At 70.9% G+C, this 16,585-nt stretch carries 3 protein-coding genes; all 3 read right to left on the bottom strand.

Going from position 1 to position 16,585, the window contains the following annotated elements:
* A partial coding sequence (locus tag J5X86_RS26910; RefSeq protein ID WP_208519295.1) for a beta-ketoacyl synthase N-terminal-like domain-containing protein occupies nucleotides 1-1,526 on the bottom strand: 1,526 nt, incomplete at its 3' end.
* Nucleotides 1,527-1,573: 47 nt separating this feature from the next.
* Nucleotides 1,574-15,967, bottom strand: coding sequence for a type I polyketide synthase (locus tag J5X86_RS26905; protein WP_208519294.1), 14,394 nt, complete (start codon nucleotides 15,965-15,967; stop codon nucleotides 1,574-1,576).
* Between the two features lie 41 nt (nucleotides 15,968-16,008).
* Nucleotides 16,009-16,566 carry a hypothetical protein gene (locus J5X86_RS26900; RefSeq protein WP_308124737.1) on the bottom strand — a complete coding sequence of 186 codons (558 nt, stop codon included), beginning with the start codon at nucleotides 16,564-16,566 and terminating at the stop codon, nucleotides 16,009-16,011.
* Nucleotides 16,567-16,585: the final 19 nt, after the last annotated feature.

The following is a 16,585-nucleotide window of genomic DNA, read 5'->3' as shown; positions in this document are numbered from 1 at the left end:
TTGGCGGCCACTCGTTCGGCCAGTGCCGCGGCCTGGCCGCGCAATGCCTCACGGCCACGTCCGGACACCACCCATGGCACCACACCACCCGCCGCAACACCGCCCGGCGAGGTGTCCGGCGCGGGGGCGGTCTCGGCCGGTTCGGGGGCCTGCTCAAGGATCAGATGAGCGTTCGTACCGGAGATGCCGAACGCCGACACACCGGCCCGGCGTGGACGCTCCCCTCGCGGCCAGGGCACCGACTCGGTGAGCAGCCGCACCGCACCCGACGCCCAGTCGGCATGGGGCGTCGGCTCGTCGATGTGCAGCGAGGCGGGCAGCAGCTCATGCCGCATCGCCATCACCATCTTGATCACACTGGCCGCACCGGCGGCGGCCTGGGTGTGCCCCAGGTTGGACTTGATCGAGCCGAGCCACAGCGGCCCGTCCTCCGGCCTGCCCTGGCCGTACGTGGCCAGCAGCGCCTGCGCCTCGATCGGGTCGCCGAGCGTGGTCCCGGTGCCGTGTCCGTCGACCGCGTCCACCTCGGCGGCGGACAGCCGCGCGTTCGCCAGCGCCTGCCGGATCACCCTCTGCTGCGAGGGCCCGTTGGGCGCCGTGAGACCGTTGCTCGCGCCGTCCTGGTTGACCGCCGAACCCCGGATCACCCCGAGAATACGGCGGTTGCGGCGCTGCGCCTCACATAGGCGCTCCAGGACGATCAACCCGGCGCCCTCGCCCCATCCGGTGCCATCGGCAGCCGCCGCGAACGGCTTGCAACGGCCGTCCGGGGCCATGCCACGCTGACGGGAGAACTCGATGAACGCGCCGGGCGTCGCCATCACGGCCACCCCGCCGGCCAGGGCCAGATCGCATTCGCCGTGGCGCAGCGCCTGAGAGGCCAGGTGGATGGCGACCAGCGATGAGGAACACGCGGTGTCCACCGTGACCGCCGGACCCTCGAGGCCGAGTGAGTACGCGACGCGGCCGGACACCACACTGCCGAGGTTCCCGGCGCCGACGTAGCCCTCCACCTCGCTGGTGATGTTGCCGATGACCGACAGATAGTCATGCGAACCCACCCCGGCGAACACCCCGGTGTTACTGCCGCTCAGCGACTCCCGATTGAGCCCGGCGCGTTCGAACGCCTCCCACGCGGTCTCCAGCAGCAGCCGCTGCTGGGGGTCCATGGCCTGGGCCTCGCGGGGGCTGATGTCGAAGAAGGCCGCGTCGAATTCGGTCGCGTCGTAGCAGAATCCGCCCTGGTCCACATAGGACTTCCCATAGCTTTCGGGGTCCGGGTCGAACAGCTCCTCGGTGCCCCACCCCCGGTCCGTGGGAAAGCCGGAGACGGCGTCCTCCCCGTCCCGCACCAGCCGCCACAGCTCCTCCGGCGACCGCACCCCACCCGGATAGCGGCAGGCCATGCCCACGATCGCGATGGGCTCCGGCTCGGCGGACTCGGCCTCCCGCAGACGCTCACGGGTCTGGCGCAACTCGGCCGTGACCCACTTGAGGTGGTCGAGCAGCTTCTCTTCGTTCGACATCTAGCGGAGGCTCCTTGGCGCGTCGCGGAGGATGGGGGTCATCGGGCTCACGACTTTCCGAACTCGTCGGAGATGAGGTCGAAGATGTCTTCTGCCGTCGCCGTCTCGAGCTCGCTGTGGGCCGCGGAACGCTCCGTTTCCCGTTCCGTGTCGCTCCACTTGGCCAGCAGCAGCCGCAGTCGCCCCGTGATCCGCCGACGGGCCGCCTCGTCCACCGTCGAGGGCGCCGAGACCGCGTCCCACCGGTCGAGCTCCGACAGCAGATGTCCCTCGGAGCTCAGCTCCCCCTCGACGAGCCGCTCGCGCAGAAAGTCGGCCAGCTCCTTGGGGGTGGGGTGGTCGAAGACCAGGGTGGGCGGAAGGTCGAGACCGGTGGCGGCGGAGAGCCGATGCCCGAATTCGACGGCCGTGAGGGAGTCGAATCCCAGCTCCTGGAACGGCTGGGCGGGTGGAACGGCATCGATGGTGGGGTGGCCGAGGATCGCCGCGGCATGCGTCTGGATGTGATGGAGGAGAAGCTGATGCTGCTGGGTGGGGGTGCCGGTGGCCAGCTGCCGCTGAAGCGAGCTGCTCACGGCCGCGGCGTCGTCCGGGGCGGCATCGGCGCCTGGCGACGCGGCGGCGGCCAGGTCGGACAGCAGCGGGCTGGGCCGCTGTGCGGTGAAACCGGCCGGGAACCTCTCCCAGTCGATGTCCGCGATGGTGACCGTGGTGTCGCCGTGGTCGAGGGAGTGCTGGAGCGAGGCGATGGCGAGATCGGTGTCCAGGGGACGCATCCCGCGCCGGCGGTAGTACTCGACGACGGCCTCGTCGGCGGCCATGCCCGCATCGCTCCACGGTGCCCAGGCGAGGCTGGTGGCGGGGAGTCCCCGGGCGCGGCGGTGCTCGGCGAGGGCGTCGAGATAGGCGTTGGCGGCGGCGTAGGAGGGCTGTCGGCTCCCGCCCCAGGCGGCCGCGCCGGACGAGAAGAGCACGAAGGCGCTGAGGTCGAGATCCTCGGTGAGTTCATGGAGAAGGGTGGCCGCGAGTGCCTTGGGCCGCAGCACCGCCTCGATCCCCGGCAGATCCACCTCGGCGAGCGGGGTGTTCTCCGCGATACCGGCGGCGTGGATGACGGCGGTGAGGGGGTGTGCGGTGGGGATGGTGTCGAGGAGGTGCTGGAGTGCGGTGCGGTCGGTGACGTCGCAGGCGGTGATGGTGACGGTGGTGCCCAGGGTGGTGAGTTCTTGGGCGAGTTGGGTGGCGCCGGGGGCGTCGGGTCCGGAGCGGCTGATGAGGTGGAGATGGGGTGCGCCGTGGTGGGCGAGCCAGCGGGCGACATGGGCGCCGAGACCACCGGTGCCGCCGGTGATCAGGGTCGTCCCGGTGGGGCGCCACGCGGTGGGTGCGGTGTCCGGGCAGGCGGCGCGCTCAAGGCGGCGGGCCAGGGCGGTGGAGCGGATGGCCACCTGGTCCTCGGGCTGCCCGGGCACCAGCGCGGCGGCGATACGGGCGGTGGTGCGGGCGTCGGCGACGGCCGGGAGGTCGATGAGACCGCCCCAGAGGTGAGGGTGTTCCAGCGCCGCGACCCGGCCCATACCCCAGATCTGGGCCTGGTGCGGGTGGGGGAGCGGATCGGTGGCGACGGCGGCCACCGCACCCTGAGTGACGCACCACAGGGGCGCGCCCAGCGCCGTCCGGCTGAGGGCTTGGACGAGCGCGGCCGTCGCGGCCAGCCCCAGGGGGACGGCCGGGTGGTCGGGGTGGGGCGTCTGGTCGAGTGCGAGCAGACTCAGAACGCCCTCGGGTGTGCTGCCGTCGGGCAGATGCGAGACCAGTGGGGCAAGGGCATCGCGCCGGGCGTCCGCGCCGTCGACCGACAGAAGCTCATGGGCCGCGCCATGGGCGTCGAGCGCCTGGACGGCGGCGTGGACGGCCGGGTGGTCCTCCAGCCCTGAGGGCACGAGCAGCAGCCAGGTCCCGCTGAGCGTCGGCGCGGTGGCGGGGTCCTGCAACTGCCTCCACACGACGCGATAGCGCCACGAGTCGATGGTGGACCGTTCGCGGTGCCGGCGCCGCCAGGTCGACAGTACGGGGAGCGCCGGCAGCAGGGCGTCGACGCCGGGGCTGTCCTTCTCCAGTTGGAGTGTGCTGGTGAGGGCATCGACGTCGAGCTCCTCGATGGCGTTCCAGAGCCTGGCCTCGGCCGGGTCATGGCCGTTGGCATGAGCGTCGGCGCGCGGAGCGGGCGGGGCGAGCCAGTAGTGCTGGTGTTGGAAGGCGTAGGTGGGGAGGTCGATGGTGCGGGGGGTGGGGGTGGCGGGGTACCAGCTGGTCCAGTCGATGGTGGTTCCGCTGGTGTGGAGTTGGGCGAGGGTGTGGGTGAGGGCCTGTGCGTCGGGTTGCTTGCGGGTGAGGGTGGAAGTGGTCAGGGGCGTCGGCCGGTCGGTGGCGTTGTTCTGCTCGGTGTTGGTGGTGGTGTGGTGGTGGAGGGTGTGGTGGGTTGCGGTGGTGAGGATGGGGTCGGGGCCGAGTTCGAGGTAGGTGCTGGTGTGGGGTGCGGTGTGGGTGATGGCGGGGTGGAAGTGGACGGGTTGGCGGATGTGTTGGGTCCAGTAGTCGGGGGTGGTGATGTGGTTGTCGGCTGGTTGTCCGGTGAGGTTGCTGATGAGGGGGATGGTGGGTGGGTGGTAGGTGAGCCCGCTGATTGCCTCCTTGAAGGGCTCGAGGATGGGGTCCATCAAGGGGGAGTGGAAGGCGTGGCTGACTGCCAGTGTCTTGGTCTTACGGCCCTTGGCTGCCCAGGTGGCGCTGATGTCGGTGACGAGGTCGATCGGTCCGGAGATGACGGTGTTGCCTGGGGTGTTCAGGGCGGCGATGCCCACGTGGCCGTCGTATCGGGCTAGGTCTTCGGCGAGTTCGTCGGGGGTGGCCGCGATGGTGGCCATGCCTCCGCCCTCGGGGAGTCCTCCCATGAGGGTGGCGCGGGCGGCGACGAGGTGGCAGGCGTCGGGGAGGTCGAAGACTCCGGCGATGTGGGCGGCGGCGATCTCGCCGATGGAGTGGCCGATGACGGCGTCGGGGCGTACGCCGACCGAGTCGAGCAGCCGGGCCAGGGCGATGTGCAGGGCGAACAGTCCGGCTTGGGCGTAGGTGGTGTGGTCCAGCAGCGCCGCTTGTTCGGGGTCTTGGCTGAAGACCAGCTCCCGTAGGGGGTGCTCCAGGTGGGGATCGAGCAGGCCGCAGACCTCGTCGAAGGCTTCGGCGAAGATGGGGAAGCGGTCGTAGAGTTCGGCGCCCATGCGGGGGCGCTGACTGCCCTGCCCGCTGAAGAGGAACACCGTTTGGCCGGTCGCATCGGGGGTCTCTCCGGGCTCCACCAGGCCCGGATGTGGTTCCCCGGCGGCCAGTGCTTCCAGCCCCGCGACCAGTTCGTCGCGATCCTGGCCGATGACCACAGCCCTCTGGTCGAAGAGCGTCCTCGTCCGCAGCAGGGACCAGCCCACCTCGGCCGGTGTCACCTCGGGGTCGCTGCTGATGTGCCCGGTCAAGGCTCGCGCCTGGCCCCGCAGCGCCGCCTCGCTCTGTGCGGAAATCACCCACGGCTCCACACCGGCGACATTCGATACAGGGGCGGGCTCGATCGGCTCGGGGGCCTGCTCAAGGATGAGATGGGCGTTCGTACCGGAGATGCCGAAGGAGGAGACCCCCGCCCGCCGGGGCCGTTCGCCCTGGGGCCATGGGACGGGTTCGGTGAGCAGGCTCAGGTCGCCCGCGTTCCAGTCGACATGGGGTGTCGGCTCGTCGATGTGCAGTGAGGCGGGCAGCACTCCATGCCGCATCGCCATCACCATCTTGATGACCCCGGCCACGCCGGCGGCGGCCTGGGTGTGGCCGATGTTGGACTTGATGGAGCCGAGCCACAGCGGCCGGTCCTCCGGCCTGCCCTGGCCGTACGTGGCCAGCAGGGCCTGCGCCTCGATCGGGTCACCCAGCGTCGTGCCCGTACCGTGCGCCTCCACCGCGTCCACCTCGGACGGTGACAGCCGGGCGTTGGCGAGCGCCTGCCGGATCACCCGCTGCTGCGAGGGTCCGTTCGGCGCGGTCAGGCCGTTGCTGGTGCCGTCCTGGTTGACGGCCGAGCCACGGACGACAGCCATCACCTGGTGGCCGTTGCGCCGCGCGTCCGACAGCCGTTCCAGCAGTACGAGACCGGCGCCCTCGCCCCACACCATGCCGTCCGCCGCAGCCGCGAACGGCTTGCACCGCGCGTCGGGCGCCAGACCGCGCTGGCGGGAGAATTCGACGAACGCGCCCGGGGTGGCCATCACCGTCACGCCACCCGCCAGCGCCATCGTGCATTCGCCCTGCCGCAGCGCCTGGGCCGCCAGATGCATCGCCACCAGCGAGGACGAGCACGCCGTGTCCACCGTCACCGCAGGGCCTTCGAGGCCGAACGAGTACGCCACCCGGCCGGATACCACGCTGCCGATATTGCCCGTGGCGACATAGCCTTCGACGTCGCTCGCCGTATCGCCGGTGAGGGACAGATAGTCCTGCGATGTCACCCCCGCGAACACTCCCGTGTTGCTGCCCGCGAGGGTGTCCCGGTCCAGGCCCGCGTTCTCGAAGGTCTCCCAGGCGGTTTCCAGAAGCAGGCGCTGCTGGGGGTCCATGGCGACCGCCTCGCGCGGGCTGATGCCGAAGAACACGGGATCGAACTCGGCCGCCTGATAGAGGAAACCGCCCTCCCGGACATAGCTCGTCCCCGCGCGGTCGGGGTCGGGGTCGTAGAGCGCGTTCAGATCCCAGTTGCGGTCGGTGGGCATCTCCGCGATGGCATCGCGATGGGCGACGACCAGGTCCCACAGATCCTTCGGGGAGTGCGCGTCGCCGGGGTAGCGGCAGGCCATGCCGACGATCGCGATCGGATCGTCCTGGGCGGCCGTGGTGGGGCTGTGAGCGGCGACGGCGATCTGCTGGCCCGTGAGTTCGGCGCGCAGGTACGTCGCGAGGGCGTTGGGTGTGGGGTGGTCGAAGACGAGCGCGGGTGAGAGGTCGATTCCGGTGGCGGTGGCGAGCTGGTTGCGCAGCTCCACGGCGGTCAGGGAGTCGAACCCGAGCTCCTGGAACGGCTGGGCGGGCGGAATGGCGTCCGGCCCGGAATGGCCCAGGATCGAGGCCGCGAGGGACTGGATCCGCTCGAGCAGGAGTTGGTGCTGCTGCTCGGGGGTGCCGGCGGAGAGCCGCTGCTGGAGCGAGGCGCCGCTGGAGGGGTCCATGGACGCGCTGGTGGTTCGCTCGGTCGGGTTCTCGGTGGCCGTGTTCAGGTCGTCGAGCAGCGGACTGGGCCGCTGAGCGGTGAAGGCCGCCGGGAACTTCTCCCAGTCGATGTCCGCGACGGTGATCGTGGTGTCACGGTGGTCCAGCGCGTGTTGGAGCGATGCCACGGCCAGTTCGGGGCTCAGCGGGGACAGTCCACGTCGGCCGTAGAACGCGAGCGCCGTCTCGTCGGCGGCCATGCCCGCGTCGCCCCAGGGGCCCCAGGCGAGGCTGGTGGCGGGGAGTCCCCGGGCGCGGCGGTGCTCGGCGAGGGCGTCGAGATAGGTGTTCGCGGCGGCGTAGGCGCCTTGCCGACTGCCGCCCCACGCGGCCGCGCCGGACGAGAAGAGCACGAAAGCGCTGAGGTCGAGCCCCTGCGTCAGCTCATGCAGATGAGCGGCGGCCAGGGCCTTGGGCCCGAGCACATGCTGCAGTCGCTCCGGCCCCAGATCGGCGATGAGCTCGGTGTCCGACGTTCCGGCGGCGTGGATGACGGCGGTGAGGGGGTGTGCGGTGGGGATGGTGTCGAGGAGGTGCTGGAGTGCGGTGCGGTCGGAGGCGTCGCAGGCGGTGATGGTGACGGTGGTGCCCAGGGTGGTGAGTTCTTGGGCGAGTTGGGTGGCGCCGGGGGCGTCGGGTCCGGAGCGGCTGATGAGGTGGAGATGGGGTGCGCCGTGGTGGGCGAGCCAGCGGGCGACATGGGCGCCGAGACCGCCGGTGCCGCCGGTGATGAGCGTGGTACCCGTGGGCTGCCAGGTAATGGGGGCAGCGGTGGGGGCGCCGGCCCTGCGGAGGCGCCGGGCGTAGCTGCCGGTGGCGCGGATGGCGGTCTGGTCCTCCGGTCGGCCGGGGGTGAGCAGGGCGGCCAACCGGCCGGAGGTGTGGTGGTCGATGACGGTCGGGAGGTCGATCAGGCCACCCCAGCGGCGAGGGTGTTCCAGGGCCGCGGCGCGGCCCAGTCCCCATGTCTGCGCCTGCCGCGGGCTCGGGAGCGGATCGCCGGGACCGGTGGCGACGGCGCCCTGGGTGAGGCACCACAGCGGCGCCGGGATCTCGGCGTCGCCGAGGGCCTGGACGAGCGCGGTGGTCGCGGCCAGGCCGGAGGGCACGGCGGCGTAGTCGGGGTGCGGCTCCTCGTCGAGGGCGAGCAGGCTCAGCACTCCGGTGGGTTCGCCCTCCGCGGACAGACGGGTGAGGTGGTCCGCCAAGGCGTCGCGATCGACAGTGTGGGCGTCGAGCACATGGCGGAGCGGGATAGCGCCGTGGGCGGTCAGGGCCTGCTCGGCGGTTGCCACGGCAGGATGGTCGGATTGACCGGCGGGGACGATCAGCAGCCAGGTGCCGGAGAGGGCCGGAGGCGCGGACGGCGCGGAGAGGCGCTTCCAGGTGGTCTGATACCGCCAGGAATTGATGATCGACTGCTCCCGGTGATGCCGCCGCCAGGCGGACAGCGTCGGGAGAACAGCGCCCAGCATGGGCTGCTGATCCGCCGGTGAATCAATGGTCGCCGCGAGCGCTTCCAGATCCTCGCGCTCCACCGCCTCCCAGAACTCCCTGTCGACCAGAGCCGCCTCGGTGGGCGTCGGGTCCGAGGAGGAGGCCGACGACAGCCAGTAGTGCTGGTGTTGGAAGGCGTAGGTGGGGAGGTCGATGGTGCGGGGGGTGGGGGTGGCGGGGTACCAGCTGGTCCAGTCGACTTCGGCACCGGCGGTGTGCAGCCGGGCGAGGGTGTGGGTGAGGGCCTGTGTGTCGGGCCGCTTATGGGCGAGGGTGGATGTGGTCAGGGGTGTCGGCCGATTGGTGGGGTTTTCGGCGGTGTGGTGGTGGAGGGTGTGGTGGGTTGCGGTGGCGAGAACGGGGTCGGGGCCGAGTTCGAGGTAGGTGCTGGTGTGGGGTGCGGTGTGGGTGATGGCGGGGTGGAAGTGGACGGGTTGGCGGATGTGCTGGGTCCAGTATTCGGGGGTGGTGATGTGTTCATCCGCTGGTTGTCCGGTGAGGTTGCTGATGAGGGGGATGGTGGGTGGGTGGTAGGTGAGCCCGCTGATTGCCTCCTTGAAGGGCTCGAGGATGGGGTCCATCAAGGGGGAGTGGAAGGCGTGGCTGACCGTGAGGGTGCGCGTTTTGCGGCCACGTTCGGCCCAGGAGTTGCTGATGTCGGCGACGAGGTCGATCGGGCCGGAGATGACGGTGTTGCCGGGGGTGTTGAGGGCGGCGATGCCCACGTGGCCGTCGTATCCGGCTAGGTCCTCGGCGAGTTCGTCGGGGGTGGCCGCGATGGTGGCCATGCCTCCGCCCTCGGGGAGTCCTCCCATGAGGGTGGCGCGGGCGGCGACGAGGTGGCAGGCGTCGGGGAGGTCGAAGACTCCGGCGACATGGGCGGCGGCGATCTCGCCGATAGAGTGGCCGATGACGGCGTCGGGGCGTACGCCGACCGAGTCGAGCAGTCGTGCCAGGGCGATATGAAGGGCGAACAGTCCGGCCTGGGCGTAGGTGGTGTGGTCCAGCAACCCGGCACGCTCCGCGTCGGGGTCGAAGACCACCTGCCGTAGCGGATGTTCGAGATGCGGATCGAGCAGGCCGCAGACCTCGTCGAAGGCTTCGGCGAAGATGGGGAAGCGGTCGTAGAGTTCGGCGCCCATGCCGGGGCGCTGGCTGCCCTGCCCGCTGAAGAGGAACACGGTCTGCCCGGTCGCAACGCCAGTCGTCTCCCCGGGCTCCACCAGGCCCGGATGCGGCTCTCCGGCGGCCAGTGCCTCCAGTCCCGCCACCAGCTCCGCACGGTCCTGGCCGATCACCACCGCGCGCTGGTCGAAGAGCGTTCTGGTCCGCAGCAGCGACCAGCCTAGATCCGCAGCGCTCACCCCCGGGTCGGCGTTCACCCGTGTGGCCAACGCTCGGGCCTGGTCCCGTAGCGCCTCCGTACCGCGCGCCGACACCACCCACGGCACCGGCCCGCCCACCGGCTCCGCCTCGACGGCTTCGACCGCCACCGGCTCCTCGGGGGCCTGCTCCACGATGACATGCGCATTGGTTCCACTGATACCGAAGGAGGAGACCCCTGCCCGGCGTGGATGTTCGTCCCGTGGCCACTCCCGCGCCTTGGTCAGCAGGTGGACATCGCCCGCGTTCCAGTCGGCATGGGGTGTCGGCTCGTCGATGTGCAGTGAGGCGGGCAGCACCCCGTGCCGCATCGCCATCACCATCTTGATGACACCGGCCACTCCGGCGGCGGCCTGGGTGTGGCCGATGTTGGACTTGATGGAGCCGAGCCACAGCGGACGTCCCTCGTCCCGCTCCTGCCCGTACGTGGCCAGCAGCGCCTGCGCCTCGATCGGATCGCCGAGCGTGGTCCCGGTGCCGTGCCCCTCCACCACATCGACCTCTGCGGGCGACAGCCGGGCGTTGGCGAGCGCCTGGCCGATGACCCGCTGCTGTGAGGGTCCGTTCGGTGCGGTCAGGCCGTTGCTGGTGCCGTCCTGGTTGACCGCGGAGCCCCGGAGGACAGCCATCACCCGGTGGCCGTTGCGCCGCGCGTCCGACAGCCGTTCCAGCAGCAGAAGCCCGGCGCCCTCGCCCCAGCCGGTGCCGTCGGCCGCCGATGCGAACGGCTTGCACCGGCCGTCGGCCGCCAGACCGCGCTGGCGGGAGAACTCGATGAAGGTGGTCGGCGTGGCCATCACCGTCACGCCACCCGCCAGCGCCATCGTGCATTCGCCCTGCCGCAGCGACTGAGCCGCCAGATGCATGGCCACCAGCGAGGACGAGCAGGCCGTGTCCACCGTGACCGCAGGCCCTTCGAGGCCGAACGCGTACGCCACGCGGCCGGACATGACACTCGGCGTACCGCCCGCGAGCAGATACCCCTCGACCTCCCGCGCCGAGGAGCTTCCGGAGGCGCCGTAGCCCTGATAGGTGCCGCCCGCGAAGACGCCGGTGACGCTTCCGGCGAGCGTGTCCCGGTCCAGGCCCGCGTTCTCGAAGGTCTCCCAGGCGGTTTCCAGAAGCAGGCGCTGCTGGGGGTCCATGGCGAGCGCTTCGCGCGGACTGATGCCGAAGAACGCCGCGTCGAACCCGGCCGCGTCGTGGAGGAAGCCGCCCTCGCGCGCATAGCTGGTGCCCAGACGCTCGGGGTCGGGGTCGAAGAGGGTGTTCAGATCCCAGTCACGGTCGGTGGGCATCTCCCCGACGGCGTCCCGGCCGGCGGCGACCAGCTCCCACAGCTCCTCCGGTGAGCGCACGCCGCCCGGGTAGCGGCAGGCCATGCCGACGATCGCGATCGGCTCGTCGTCGGCGGCCGCGGACGCCGTATGGCTGGTGACGGCGGCCTTCTGGCCCGTCAGTTCGGCGCCCAGATAGGTGGCGAGCGCATTCGGCGTCGGATGGTCGAAGACCAGAGCCGGGGCGAGCGGGAGGCCCGTGGTGGCGGCGAGCTGATTGCGCAGCTCAACCGCGGTGAGGGAGTCGAAACCCAGCTCCTGGAAGGGCTGCGCCGGGGGAATCGCGTCCAGACCGGAGTGGCCGAGGATCGTCGCGGCCAGGGTCTGGACATGGCGGACCAGGATCTGGTGCCGCTGTGCGGCCGACGCCGCGCCGAGCTGCTGCCGCAACGGATTGTCGTCGGCGGTGTCCGTGGGCGTGGCGGGCTCCGCGGTCGACGGCATCAGACGGGCGAGGAACGGACTCGGGCGCTGCGCGGTGAACGTACCGCCGAACCTCGCCCAGTCGACATCCGCGATCGTGACGGCGGTGTCGTGGTGTGTCAGGGCGTGATGCAACGACGCGATGGCGAGGTCGGTGGGGAGCGGCGAGAGACCGCGCCGCTTGAGGTGGGAGAGCGTGTGCTGGTCGGCGGCCATGCCTGCCTCGCCCCACGGGCCCCAGGCGAGGCTGGTGGCGGGCAGGCCCCGCGTATGGCGGTGTTCGGCGAGCGCGTCCAGGTAGGTGTTCGCGGCGGCGTAGGCGGCCTGTTGGCCGCTGCCCCAGGTGGCGGCGTTCGACGAGAAGAGAACGAAGGCCGTGAGATCGAGGTGCTGGGTGAGGTCGTGCAGATGAGCGGCGGCCAGGGCCTTGGACCGCAGAACGGACTGCAATCGCCCGGGGCCCAGCTCGCTGATCTGCCCGAGTTCCATCGTGCCGGCGGTGTGGAAGACGGCGGTGAGGGGGTGTTCGGCGGGGACGGTGTCGATGAGCTGCCGGACTGCGTCGCGGTCGGAGGCGTCGCAGGCGGTGATGGTGACGTCCGTGCCCAGAGCGGTGAGCTCCTCGCTGAGCTCGGACGCGCCGGGCGCGTCGGGTCCGGAACGGCTGATGAGGTGGAGATGGGGCGCGCCCCGGTGGGCCAGCCAGCGGGCGAGCTGGGCGCCGAGACCCCCGGTGCCGCCGGTGATGAGCGTGGTGCCCGACGGGTCCCAGGGGGCGGGGGCGGTGTCGACGGCGGGCACACGGGTGAGGCGGCGCGCGTACGTTCCGGTGGTGCGGATGGCGGCCTGGTCCTCGGGCTGCCCGGGTACGAGAAGGGCTGCCAGCCGACCCGCGGTGTGGTGGGTCATGGTGGCGGGCAGATCGATGAGTCCGCCCCAGCGCTGCGGATGTTCCAGCGCGGCCACGCGGCCGAACCCCCAGATCTGCGACTGCTCGGGGTGGGGGAGGAGGTCGCTGCGACCGGTGCCGACGGCGCCCTGCGTGACGCACCACAGGGGGGCGCTGATGTCGGCGTCACCGAGAGCCTGGAGGAGAGCGGTGGTGGCGCCGAGCCCGGCGGACACCGCGGAGTGGCCGACGAGCGGTTCCTGGTCGAGGGCGAGCAGGCTGATGACTCCGGCGGGCTGGGACTCCTCGGTCAGCCGACCGAGGCGTTCGTGGAGCGCGGCACGATCGACGTCATGAGCTGCGACCGCCAACGGGAGCGCCGTGGCGCCGTGCGCCCGCAGCGCCTGGACGGTGACCCGGACCGTCGCGTGCTCCTCCTGTCCGACAGGGACGACCACCAGCCAGGTGCCCGTCAGGGCCGGTGCGGCCGGGTCGGGGAGCTGTTGCCAAGTGGCCCGGTAGCGCCAGGAGTCGATGGTGGAGCGTTCACGGTGCTGACGCCGCCAGGCGGACAGCACGGGGAGTGCGGGCAGCAGGGCGTCGATGCCGGGGCTGCCCTTCTCCAGTTGGAGCGTGCTGGTGAGGGTGTCGACGTCGAGCTCTTCGATGGCATGCCAGAGCTGCGCCTCGGCCGGGTCCTCGGCAGCCCCCTCGAAGCTCGTACGGGCGGCGGGCGGGGCCAGCCAGAAGCGCTGGTGCTGGAAGGCATACGTCGGCAACCCGACCACCTGGGGCGCCGGGTCGACGGGGAACCAACTGGTCCAGTCGACTTCGACACCGGCGGTGTGCAGCCGGGCGAGGGCGTGGGTGAGGGCCTGTCCCTCGGGCCGCTTACGGGTGAGGGCGGACGTGATCAGCGGCGTCGGCCGGTCGGTGGCGTTGTTCTGCTCGTTATTGGTCGTGGTGTGGTGGTGGAGGGTGTGCTGGGTTGCGGTGGCGAGAACGGGGTCGGGGCCGAGTTCGAGGTAGGTGCTGGTGTGGGGTGCGGTGTGGGTGATGGCGGGGTGGAAATGGACGGGTTGGCGGATGTGCTGGGCCCAGTATTCGGGGGTGGTGATGTGTTCATCCGCTGGTTGTCCGGTGAGGTTGCTGATGAGGGGGATGGTGGGCGGGTGGTAGGTCAGCCCGCTGATCGCCTCCTCGAAGGGCTCCAGAATCGGTTCCATCAAGGGGGAGTGGAAGGCGTGGCTGACCGTGAGGGTGCGCGTTTTGCGGCCACGTTCGGCCCAGGAGTTGCTGATGTCGGCGACGAGGTCGATCGGGCCGGAGATGACGGTGTTGCCGGGGGTGTTGAGGGCGGCGATGCCCACGTGGCCGTTGTATCCGGCCAGGTCCTCGGCGAGTTCGTCGGGGGTGGCCGCGATGGTGGCCATGCCTCCGCCCTCGGGAAGCCCACCCATCAGGGTGGCGCGGGCGGCGACGAGACGGCAGGCATCGGGGAGGTCGAAGACTCCGGCGACATGGGCGGCGGCGATCTCGCCGATGGAGTGGCCGATGACGGCGTCGGGGCGTACGCCGACCGAGTCGAGCAGCCGGGCCAGGGCGATATGAAGGGCGAACAGTCCGGCCTGGGCGTAGGTGGTGTGGTCCAGCAGCGCCGCGTCTGCGGGGTCGCGGCTGAAGACCAGCTCCCGCAGCGGGTGCTCCAGATGAGGATCGAGAAGACCGCAGACCTCATCGAAAGCCGCCGCGAAGACGGGGAAGCGGTCGTAGAGTTCGGCGCCCATCCCGGGGCGCTGACTGCCCTGCCCGCTGAACAGGAACACGGTCTGCCCGACGGCCTCGGCGGCCTGTCCGGAGTGCACGAGGCCCGGATGCGGCTCTCCGGTGGCCAGTGCTTCCAGCCCCGCCACCAGCTCCGCACGGTCCTGGCCGATCACCACGGCCCGGTGGTCGAAGAGTGTTCTGGTCCGCAGCAGGGACCAGCCCACCTCCGCAGCGCTCACCCCCGGGTCGGCGTTCACCCGTGGGGCCAGCGCCCGCGCCTGGCCCCGTAGCGCCTCCGTACCGCGCGCCGACACCACCCACGGCACCGGCCCGCCCACCGGCTCCACCGGGACCGCGACGGGCTCCGCCTCGGCGGCCACCGGTTCCACCGCCACCGGCTCCGCCCCGGCGGCCACCGGCTCCGTCCCCAGGTCCCCGAGCGCCGTCTCGGCCTCCTCGGGGGCCTGCTCCAGGATCAGATGGGCGTTCGTCCCGCTGATACCGAACGAGGAGACCCCCGCCCGGCGCGGATGCTCGCCCCGCGGCCACTCCCGCGCCTCGGTCAGCAGATGGACATCACCCGCGTTCCAGTCCACATGCGGTGTCGGCTCGTCGATGTGCAGCGAGGCGGGCAGCACCCCATGCCGCATCGCCATCACCATCTTGATGACACCGGCCGCACCCGCAGCCATCTGCGCATGCCCGATGTTGGACTTGATGGACCCCAGCCACAGCGGACGTCCCTCGTCCCGCTCCTGTCCGTAGGTGGCCAGCAGCGCCTGCGCCTCGATCGGGTCACCCAACGTGGTCCCCGTGCCATGCGCCTCGACCGCGTCCACTTCGGACGGTGACAGCCGGGCGTTGGCGAGCGCCTGCCGGATCACCCGCTGCTGCGACGGCCCGTTCGGCGCGGTCAGGCCGTTGCTGGCGCCGTCCTGGTTGACCGCCGTGCCCCGGATCACGGCCAGCACCTGGTGGCCGTTGCGGCGCGCCTCCGACAGCCGCTCCAGCAGCAGGACGCCCACGCCCTCGGCCAGGGTCATGCCGTCGCTGTTGGCCGAGAACGCCTTGGACCTGCCGTCCGGGGCGAGCCCTCGCAGCTCGCTGAAGCCGATGAACGGCGCCGTGGAGGACATCACGGCCACGCCCCCGGCCAGCGCCATATCGCATTCGCCCTGCCGGATCGCCTGGCAGGCCAGATGCATGGCGACGAGGGAGGAGGAGCACGCGGTGTCCACCGTCACCGCGGCGCCCTCCAGACCGAGGGTGTACGCCACCCGGCCGGACACCACACTGGCGGAGTTGCCGATGGTGAAGTAGCCGGCCGAACCCTCGGGCACCTGGGAGGCGTCGGAGCAGTAGTCGAGGTGATCGCAGCCGATGAAGGTGCCCGTCCGGCTGCCACGCAGCGACTCCGGGTCGACACCGGCGTGCTCGATGGCCTCCCAGGATGCCTCCAGGGCCAGCCGCTGCTGCGGGGCCATCCCGAGAGCCTCGCGGGGGCTGATGCCGAAGAACGTGGCGTCGAATCCCGCGGGGTCGTCGATAAAGCCGCCCTCGCGCGTATAACTCGTCCCCGGGTGCTCCGGGTCGGGATGGAACAGATTCTCCAGATCCCAATTGCGGTCGGTCGGGAGTTCCGAGATGGCGTCCCGCTCGGTGGCGACCAGTTCCCACAGCTCTTCGGGGGACCGTACGCCTCCGGGAAAGCGGCAGGACATTCCCACGATCGCGACCGGCTCATGCCCCGCGGACTCGACATCCTTGAGACGGCGCTGGGTCTGACGGAGATCCGCCGTCACCCGCTTCAGATAGTCGAGCAGCTTCTCTTCATTGCTCGCCATGGTCGGCCACCCCCACTTCCCTCGGTCCGGAACGCTGAACGCTATTGGCGGCGGCAGTCGTAACTGCCGTGCAAGGTACTTCCGTCGGGGAAGGTGAAGCTCGTGGAGTTCTTGAAATGCCCTCGACCGAGCACCTGGTAGTCATCCATGAGGTCCAGCTTCACGCCCGATGTCTGTCCCGTGGCATTCGGTGTGATCACCTGGGTGAGGGGACCCTTGAATATCAGGTGGCCGTCCTTCCAGCCGGACGAGGTGTAGTTTCCGGAGGAACCCCAGTTGTCGTGGTACTGGTTGATGAATTTCCCGTCGACGGGATTCCAGCCGAAGGTCGAACGGCCGACCACGTTTCCGGGTTCGAGGGTGGCGTCCGTGTAGAAGTAATGCCCGCCCATCGCCCGCCTGGTGGTCAGCTTCAGCACCGCCGCCGTGCCGCCCGGCGGTGGGGTGTACTCGCAGGTGTAGGAGCCGAGCAGAAAGTCGAGATCGCGGATCTGCGGAGGAGCGGGCAGTGGATTCCTGCCGCGCGGCGGTTTGGCTCTGGTATCGGGCTCGGCGTTCACCGGGGAGACGGTGAGCGCGATCAGGCCCACGGCGGCCACGCCCACGACACCTGCCGGG

This window comes from Streptomyces sp. NEAU-YJ-81 (assembly GCF_017592595.1).
GTDB classification, from domain to species: Bacteria; Actinomycetota; Actinomycetes; order Streptomycetales; family Streptomycetaceae; genus Streptomyces; species Streptomyces hygroscopicus_B.
The sequence above is the reverse complement of the archived record's forward strand: the minus strand, read 5'-3'. Positions and strand labels throughout refer to the sequence as shown.

Bases quoted from the DNA above. Each gene is read 5' to 3' on its own strand.
- J5X86_RS26905 (WP_208519294.1), bottom strand. From the start codon at position 15,967: ATGGCGAGCAATGAAGAGAAGCTGCTCGACTATCTGAAGCGGGTGACG.